The sequence below is a fragment of the Carboxylicivirga linearis genome, assembly GCF_018271995.1.
Taxonomy (GTDB): domain Bacteria; phylum Bacteroidota; class Bacteroidia; order Bacteroidales; family Marinilabiliaceae; genus Carboxylicivirga; species Carboxylicivirga linearis.
Window position 1 is genome coordinate 1 of record NZ_JAGUCO010000065.1, and the last position, 3,058, is coordinate 3,058.

3 protein-coding genes are annotated in these 3,058 nt (G+C 39.3%); all 3 read right to left on the minus strand.

The genetic code is table 11. The features are described from left to right. Nucleotides 1–416: DUF4099 domain-containing protein (locus tag KEM10_RS23470; protein WP_212220720.1), on the minus strand; the 416-nt coding region annotated here is incomplete at its 3' end. Between the two features lie 27 nt (nt 417–443). Beyond that, nucleotides 444–2,378, minus strand: coding sequence for a YWFCY domain-containing protein (locus KEM10_RS23475; RefSeq protein WP_212220723.1), 1,935 nt, complete (start codon nt 2,376–2,378; stop codon nt 444–446). A gap of 12 nt (nt 2,379–2,390) precedes the next feature. Further along, the coding region (locus tag KEM10_RS23480) for a DUF4138 domain-containing protein (protein WP_212220726.1) at nt 2,391–3,058 on the minus strand (668 nt) is incomplete at its 5' end.

A 3,058-nucleotide genomic window follows, 5' to 3' on the forward strand; every position in this document is an offset into this window, starting at 1 on the left:
AGAGGTATGATTTCATTGGTTTTAGAATCAACCCCTATAAAGTATTTATCCTTCTTACCTGACAGATCCTGCAACTCAATCACCTTACCCATATTTCGGTCATTGATCAGGGCTGTCTTTTCTTCATTTGTAAAGGTATGCCCCATATACTGATCGGGAATATGCAAACGCTGGATGGGATGAATCCTCACTTTTACTTCATCCCCTTCGCGATGCAGACGGATTTTTGCCGGAAGGCGATAAGTCTCATCATTAATCTTCGCATTGACCGTATACAGTTTCTGCGAACGGAATCCATTAAGAAAATCAGTTAACTCACGTTGATCCATCTTCTCCATAAAGTCTCTCTTTACACCAACCTTCTCCAACTGACTCAAAGGCACATCTTCTAATTTGTAACGCGTGTTTTGTTCCATATCAACATCATTTAAATTAAACCTGATTCAGACCATCTGACCGATTATCTCAGCCCGTATGACCTGTATCTCATTTCGTATTTTATTGCGATTGTTTTCCAGTACTTTTTCCCGATCGTCAAAACGATAATAAACCGGCATCTCAGGATTTATTCTACCTTTTAAAGCTTCTATGTTTCTATCTGATCGAATAAAGGCATTGAAATTTTTATGCTTTACCGGATATTGAAAACTATCAGCCACCTGCCCCACCATATGTCCTTGCGCGAGGGTTGAGATGCGACCTTCCGGTACCAGGTAATCCATCTGTGTGGATATGGTCGATGATTGTCTGATACGATCAATACTCAACGATTGCCTTTGTTGCAATACCTTACCCATGCGATTCTGGATATATCGGGCTGTTTCACCGGTTGCCTGACCTGAAAATACATTACCAATGTTTGTCAGAACAGCATTGGCAGCTTCCTTGCCATAGTCACGTATTAGTTGATCAACGGTTTGAATCCCCAGCAGAGTGCTTATTTTATTACTTCTTGCAGTTGCAATCAAAGTATCCAGCCCCCTGAAATAAATGGTAGGCAACTCATCAAAGATCAATGATGCCGGTTGCTGATTTCTACGATTAATAATCTTCAACATGCGAGTTACAAACAATGATAATATGGCCCCATACATCTCAATTCGCAGAGGATTATTTGCCAGGCATAAGATTTTGGGATCATCGGGATTATTTATATCCAGGGTAAAATCATTGCCCGAACAGATCCAGTATATCTCCGGTGTTATTATTTTTGATATCGCAATCTTCAAGCTTCCCAATTGTCCTTCCAGCTGTTCCCCTGCTCCTCTCTGATGAGCATTCACAAAAGGATTTATCACATTGGTCACATCCGGTTCGGAAGACATGATAGCAAACAGATCATCATAATCCAGTTGCAGTAATTCAATGGCATGAGGTAAGGTACAAAACCGTCCATCTTTATATCGCTTCAAAAACCATATTACTGCGGCCAGAAAAGTAACCGCTGATTCTGAGAAAAATTCTCCCTGCTTTCGAATCCACTCTTTATTCAGATTGTATAGGATGGTTGCCGAAGCTTCAAAGGCATCTATCTGACTGTCCATAAATTCGGGGGCCAAAGGATTACACCGAAGACTGCAACAAACATTATCCGGATTAATCACACAGAAACGCATTTTTCTTTTTGTATTTCCGTTGATTCTTTTCCTTAGATAGGAGTAATAAGCCAATGATGATAGGTCGGGATATTTAAAATCATACAGACACATGGCAAATCCCTTCTTCAGGTGTTGAAAGATAAATGGCTGAACCACACTGTATGATTTACCCGATCCCGGTGTTCCAATCACCATAGTGGCTCTAAACGGATTTACAATATTGATCCATCCTTCCCGCTTCTTGTTTTGATAAGTATACTCTGTTGAAAGGTTAACTGAAAAATTATTCTGAATTAAACTTTCTTCCTGTTCAAAGCTCTCATTGTTTTGGTTAAAACGATCCTTCATCAGATTTACATTGATCAGTTGGGATACATTATCAAAAGCAATGTTGAGCATTACAAAACCAACCAATGAAAAAATCATATATGCCAACGGTTGAAAATCAATAAACCGTAATGCAATCCAGTACATGGTCAATCCCAACACGATCTGGACTGTTATGGCAGATATGGATAAGTCCGGATCTTTCTTCCCCCGGGTACCCACGCAGGTAACAAACAATACAGACAAGAGAACCCATTTGGAAGTGATCGGATCCGACAGAAAAACCAGTCTTTGAAGCTCCTCAAAAGCAAAATCCAATTCTTTCTGATATATTCCATATTGCCTGAAATAACCCTTACATATGATATAAAAGGATATCAGCAAAAGCAGATAGGACATAAAACGAAAGGCTTCATGCAAGCGAATCAGGTATTGTCCTTCAGAATGAGACATGGTTTTCTTTCCTTATGAATGAGTATTCAGTTCCTTTGCTTTAGTGATAGCTTTATTCTTAATATCCAAGTTCATATCCCTTCCGGTAAAACTGTCACTTTCTTCCTTCAGAATGATTCTGACGGTTTTATGTTCAGGTATGGTAAAAGCTTTAAAAACCACTACTACAGTCGCCCTATCGCCGGGCTCTATACTCTTAAAATCACCTGCTACTTTTACAGGATAGATAGGATACTCCTGGCTGTTGGATGCTTTTTTCGTCTTTTTATCCTGCATCAGAAACAGCAGGTTTTGAGTACTATAAATGATATTGGAGGAATTCTTAATACTTAATCGTATAAATATCAGATCCTTTTTCACTCCTATTTCATCCAGTGCAAATTCAATATTATCAACCGTGGTTTGTTCCACTTTTGAACGTATCTTCTTTTGTCTGATACTTTTTATACATTGTTCAGTCTGATCAGGTGCCAATTCGGAGCAAGCAATGGATCCGAGTAAATCGCCTTTAAAATGATTGATATCCGCAATAAGAATCAGATCAGATGAATACCCAACTTCAAAACAATAAAGCCGCCCGTTGCAGATCAGACTCATTGAGCACTTTCCTTCAAATTCCTGCAGAGCCTTAAACCGAAGAACATGAGGATAATGTTCCAATGGCTCCGCAAGCAGCTTTT